Source organism: Paramuribaculum intestinale (assembly GCF_003024925.1).
Lineage (GTDB): Bacteria > Bacteroidota > Bacteroidia > Bacteroidales > Muribaculaceae > Paramuribaculum > Paramuribaculum intestinale.
Genome location: NZ_PUED01000152.1, coordinates 1 through 5,687 on the forward strand (window position 1 = coordinate 1; position 5,687 = coordinate 5,687).

A 5,687-nucleotide genomic window follows, 5' to 3' on the forward strand; every position below is an offset into this window, starting at 1 on the left:
CCCCTCGCAGATAAGCGCACTTGCCGACATTCTCACCATCATCGGCAAACAATGACTTTATATCCGGCCAAAGCGTGATATACATACATTAACACAACTCCTTTTAGATAACCACATATTTATTTTATATTAACTCTTCATAATCCCAATTTGGCATCTTTAACTAATCAATATGAAGATAACTGTTGAAATTCTTTTGCAATTGAAAAAATAGGGGTAATTTTACGCTCGTTTTTCGGCTTTCGTCAAAAAGTCCGCCCTCTAAAGATTTTTTAACAACCAATTAAATCACTAACGTAATTTAATTTTAACAGATACTTAATTATGAGCAAATCAACTGTCAAGCCTGCAGAAGGAAAGCTCGGCGTACTCGTAGTAGGACTCGGCGCCGTATCATCGACCTTCATGACCGGCGTACTCATGGCCCGCAAAGGCCTCGCAAAGCCCGTCGGCTCGATGACGCAGTACGACAAAATCCGTGTAGGCAAAGGTGCTGACAAAAAATATCTGAAATACAACGAAATCGTGCCTATCGCCGACCTCAACGACATCGTGTTCGGCGCCTGGGACGTATATCCCGCCAACGCATACGAGAGCGCCATCAACTGCGAAGTGCTCAAGGAGAAGGACATCAACCCCGTGAAGGACGAACTCATTAAGATCGTTCCCATGAAGGCCGCCTTCGACAAGAATTATGCCAAGCGTCTCGACGGCGACAATGTGAAGGACGTCAAGGACCGCTGGGACATGACCGAACAGATCCGCGAGGATATCCGCCGCTTCAAGAAAGAGAACGGCGTCGACCGCGTGGTTGTGCTCTGGGCCGCTTCAACCGAGGTTTACGTGCCGGTTGACGAGAAAGTCCACAACACTCTCGCCGACCTCGAGGCTGCAATGAAAGCCGACGACAAAGAGCATATCGCTCCCTCGATGTGCTACGCCTACGCAGCACTCAAAGAGGGCGCACCCTTCATCATGGGCGCACCCAACACCACCGTCGACATCCCCGCCATGTGGGAGCTGTCGGAGCAGACCGGCATGCCCATCGCCGGCAAGGACTTCAAGACCGGACAGACACTCGTGAAGAGCGGCTTCGCACCCATCATCGGCACACGCTGTCTCGGCCTTTCGGGATGGTTCTCGACCAACATACTCGGCAACCGCGACGGACTCGTGCTCGACGAACCCGCCAACTTCCGCACCAAAGAGGTTTCAAAGCTCTCGACACTGGAGTCGATCCTCGTACCCGAAGAGCAGCCCGACCTCTACACCGACTACTACCACAAGGTGCGCATCAACTACTATCCCCCGCGCAACGACAACAAGGAGGGCTGGGACAACATCGACATCTTCGGATGGATGGGCTACCCCATGCAGATCAAGATCAACTTCCTCTGCCGCGACTCGATCCTCGCCGCTCCCCTCTGCCTCGACCTCGTGCTGCTCAGCGACCTCGCTGCACGCGCCGGACGTCACGGCATACAGCGCTTCCTCAGCTTCTTCCTCAAGAGCCCGATGCACGACTACACCAAGGGTGAGGTTCCCGTCAACCACCTCTTCCAGCAGTACGTCATGCTCAAGAACGCCATCCGCGAGATGGGCGGTTACGAGGCCGACGAGGAGATCGACTGATAAGCAGCCTCAGGTCCAACTGACAAACCTACAGATAATCGAGAAGCTGTCCCGCCCAGGCGGAGACAGCTTCTTCTATTATGGGAAAATGAAACTGAAGACAATGACATCGATCAGGCCGCGTCACGCGTGCGGCTCGGATGGGTGCTCACATGTTCAAGCACCGAGTTGATACTCGAAGCCACCAGCGAGATACCCATGATCAGCACCACGGCCGAATCCATATCCCTGACGCTCGAACACAGTATCACCACACCGGCGACGATCATCAGCACCGGGATCACATAAAACCACCACGGCAGCACGTAAGGCGAACTCCAGAACCGTATCACCACGATATGGAATATGCCGTAGAGCACCAGGATCGCACCGAATATATATGCCAGCAGACCCACGAAAAAAGCCGGAGTGACAAGCATCCATATACCCAGAGCCAACGCTCCGAGGCTCGCCACTATAGTGGATGAGGCCGCCGAATACTCCCCTTGGACATGCGAACGACGCGCTATTGCCGAAATAAAACTATAGGCGCCGGGGATCACGAGCATAAGACCCACAGCCATCACTATCCACTGAAGCACGTCAAGACGGCCGTGCCACACGATCAGCAGCACGCCCACAATAAATACAATAATTGTCGTTAACCAGTTGTTTGCCGTTTTCATAGTCGAAACTTTTTCTATTTCAAACGGCATCAGGCACTCAAATGTTCAATCTCCCGATCAGCTGGCACCCATGAACGAATCGCGCAGAAAACCCATCACAGCGGGCGCCATATCCATCACAGCCGCAAAAATCCGCCCACCCATCAGACGCGATGACACGAATATACCGCTGTCGGGCGATACCACTCTCCACAGATTCAGAAGCAGGCTCACCACAAGCCCCCATTTGAAAATCAGAAACACCGATCCGGCCACACTGTCGACCGCACCGAGCATCACGGCTCTGACCGACAGCCGCAGCATGCGGCCAAGCAGCCAGCAACCGCCCCACACCGCAACGAACAGCAGCCCGCAGCCTATGATGCGGGATGCATAGTCAGCCGGACTCTGACCGATCATACCGGCTACTGCGGCCGAGGCCTTGTCACCGGCCATCCTCACCGCAAACAGAGCCACGAGAATGCCCCCTATCGACGCTGCCTGACGTATGGCGCCCCTGCGGTAGCCTATGACTGCCGCGCCGAGCGCGAGAACGATTAATATGATATCTACGTATGACATAATGCTGTTGAAGTTTATAGCGGATCTACTTAATGCATGAATTTCACTGCCGGAAATCCACCCGTCAGTGGCGTCGCGGAGTGATCGTCCGCTCTCCAAGATAGGCGGCCAGACTCTTCTTGCTTTCGTTGAGCTGGCCCATGTCGGAGAGGATGCGGGTGCATGCCTCCGGATCGCTGCCACAGCGCCTCAGCTCCTCCCTCAGAGCCGCAAGACGCTGCTCTATGATAGCCTCCTTCAGGTTGTATATTGCCATCGGCACCAGCTCTATGAGCTTATCGCGCTCCGTTTCCACGCGCGAAAACTTCGAATGTATCTTGCTCAGCTTATGCCGCTCGCTCACGAGCGACAGAGTCACCTTCCTGACCGTATCGTCGGAGTCCACGCCGAGCTCGCGGCTTATGAACGTGCGCGAGGCCTCCTCCATCCCCTCGTCGACCATCGACGTCACACTCTGCTGCAGCTCCTGCTCGCAGCGCTCTATCTCGGCCATATCCATCGCCGTGCGCCGTATCTCCTCGCGCCCGGCCTCCAGACGCTCGTCGCGGGCCTGCTCAAGCCGCTGCCGCTGCCGGGCTATATAGTCGGGCCACGCACGCGCCATAAGACTGCGGGCGGCCGCATACGTATCGGCGTATGGCGGATACGAGAACTGCAGCATATCCTGCTCCAGAAGCGAAGCCACCACCTCGATCACATTCATCGGATAGGTATGCCCCTGGTCATCGGTCATATCAGCGAGATACAGCGGACCGTAGCGCAGCACGTAGCGCAATATCTCGCGCTCATAAGGCGCCAGACGGTTGGCCGGCGAAGCCTGTGCCACCGCGGCATTCCCGGCGGCCTGTCGCGCCACATCGGGTGCGGGCGTGGCGGCTGCCGGTGCCGTCGACGACTGCTCCTCCCAGCTGCGGCGCGCCTGCCGGGCACGATCCTCCGTGGCCTGGCGCTCCGCACGGGCGGCCATCTCGCGGCGCACCTGCAGCGTCAGCAGCTCCTCGCTGATACCGAACCGACGGCTGCATTCGGCTATATACGTGGTGCGGAGCATCATCTCGGGTATCACGGCTATGGTGCGCACGATCTCCGTCATAGCCCGGCTGCGCGCTATCGGATCACGGTCGGTATCCTTCATCAGGATATCGGTCTTGAACTTCACGAAATCACCCTCGTTCTCCTCTATGTAGCGTTCCACCTCCGACGACGGATGGCTCTGTGCGAAAGAGTCGGGATCGTCGCCGTCGGGCAACAGCAGCACCTTCACCATCAGACCCTCCGCAAGCAGCAGGTCGATGCCGCGCAGCGACGCCTTGATGCCCGCCGGATCTGAGTCGTAGATCACCGTCACGTTTTCCGTAAAACGGTGTATGAGCCTGATCTGCCCCTCCGTGAGCGATGTGCCCGACGAAGCCACGACATTCTCAATGCCCGCCTGATGCATGGATATGACATCCATATAGCCCTCCACAAGTATGCACTTGTCCTTGCGCACTATCGAAGGCTTGGCCTGATAAAGGCCGTATAGTTCCGTACTCTTGTGGTAGATGACGCTTTCAGGCGAATTGACATACTTCGCCATCGTCTTGTCGGAGCGCAGAGTGCGCCCTCCGAAGCCCACCACCTTGCCCGAAAGCGTGAATATCGGATATATCACCCTCGCACGGAAGCGGTCGCTTATGCCGCCACCTTCGTGACGTATGATCAGCCCCGTCTTCTCAAGAAACTCGTCGGTATATCCCGCACGGAGAGCCTCCGTGCGCAGAGCGTCGCGGCGGTCGAGCGAATATCCCAGATGGAAGCGCTCTATCATGCGCTCGTCGATGCCGCGCTGACGGAAATAGGCCAGTCCGATATCGCGGCCCTCCTGGGTCTGCTGTATGTTGCGCTCAAACCAACGCATGGCGAAGTCGTTGACCGCAAGCATACTCTCTCGCTCCGATGCCTCATGACGCTCCTCGTCGGTCAGCTCACGCTCCTCAATCGTTATGCCATATTTTCGGGCGAGAATTCGCAGTGCTCCGGGATAGTCCACCTGCTCCACCTCCATGATGAAGCCCACCGGCGAACCACCCTTGCCGCAACTGAAACATTTGCAGAAATTGCGCGATTTCGACACCGAAAACGACGGCGTGCGCTCGTTGTGGAACGGACACAGCCCTATATAGCCGCTTCCGCGCTTCTTAAGGCGCACATAATCGCTCACCACCTCCACTATGTCGGCGGTGTCGTTGATCTTTCTTACTGTAGCATCGTCGATCCTTGCCATGGCACGGCAAAGTTACGAAATCTTTCGGTTTCGGCGCGTATGACGGATGAAATAGGCCAGAAACAGCACCGCCGCCAGAAACAGCGACACCGAGAAACTCAGCAATATGCCGTAGATACCCATTGAGGCCGTGAAAGCCATCAGATACGTCACAGGCATACCCACCACCACGTAGCTCACAAAAGCGATCCACACCATCGGCATCACCTTCGAAGTGCCGCGCAGAGCGTTGGCGAAGTTGATCTGAGTGGCGTCGCAATACTGATATAGGACCAGCGGCACTATAAGCGACACGGCAGTGGCTGTCACAGCCGGATCGCGGGTAAACTGTCGTATGATCTCCGGTCCGAAGAAAATGAAAGCGGCCGACGCCGAAGTGGCCAGAGCCAGAAGTATGTGATAACCTGAAAAAGCCGTGCGGCGCATCAGACGCCGGTCGGACAGACCGGCAGCGTTGCTCACCAGCACCGACACCGCTGCTGCCATGCTGTAGTAGACACAGAATCCTAAAGTGCCTATGATCACAGTGATCTGAAATGCCGCAAGCACAAACGCCCCCAGCA

5 protein-coding genes are annotated in these 5,687 nt (G+C 56.3%); 1 reads left to right on the forward strand and 4 read right to left on the reverse strand.

All coding sequences use genetic code 11. The features are described 5' to 3' along the window. The first annotated feature begins 324 nt into the window (after window positions 1-324). On the forward strand, window positions 325-1,632 hold the full coding sequence (locus C5O24_RS10245; protein WP_107035415.1) for an inositol-3-phosphate synthase: 1,308 nt from the start codon (window positions 325-327) through the stop codon (window positions 1,630-1,632). 113 nt (window positions 1,633-1,745) lie between these two features. Here the strand turns inward: C5O24_RS10245 and C5O24_RS10250 are convergent, their stop codons facing one another. The 4 genes from C5O24_RS10250 to C5O24_RS10265 all read right to left on the reverse strand — a co-directional run. After that, window positions 1,746-2,297 (reverse strand): DUF308 domain-containing protein, encoded by a 552-nt coding sequence (locus tag C5O24_RS10250; RefSeq protein WP_161553876.1) that lies wholly within the window; start codon window positions 2,295-2,297, stop codon window positions 1,746-1,748. A 57-nt stretch (window positions 2,298-2,354) separates the two neighbouring features. Continuing rightward, complete coding sequence (locus tag C5O24_RS10255; RefSeq protein ID WP_107035413.1) at window positions 2,355-2,858, reverse strand: CvpA family protein; 504 nt, start codon at window positions 2,856-2,858, stop codon at window positions 2,355-2,357. A gap of 64 nt (window positions 2,859-2,922) precedes the next feature. After that, entirely contained in the window at window positions 2,923-5,124 is a 2,202-nt protein-coding gene (dnaG, locus tag C5O24_RS10260; protein ID WP_107035412.1) for a DNA primase, read from the reverse strand. 12 nt (window positions 5,125-5,136) lie between these two features. Continuing rightward, window positions 5,137-5,687: MATE family efflux transporter (locus tag C5O24_RS10265; RefSeq protein WP_240604967.1), on the reverse strand; the 551-nt coding region annotated here is incomplete at its 5' end.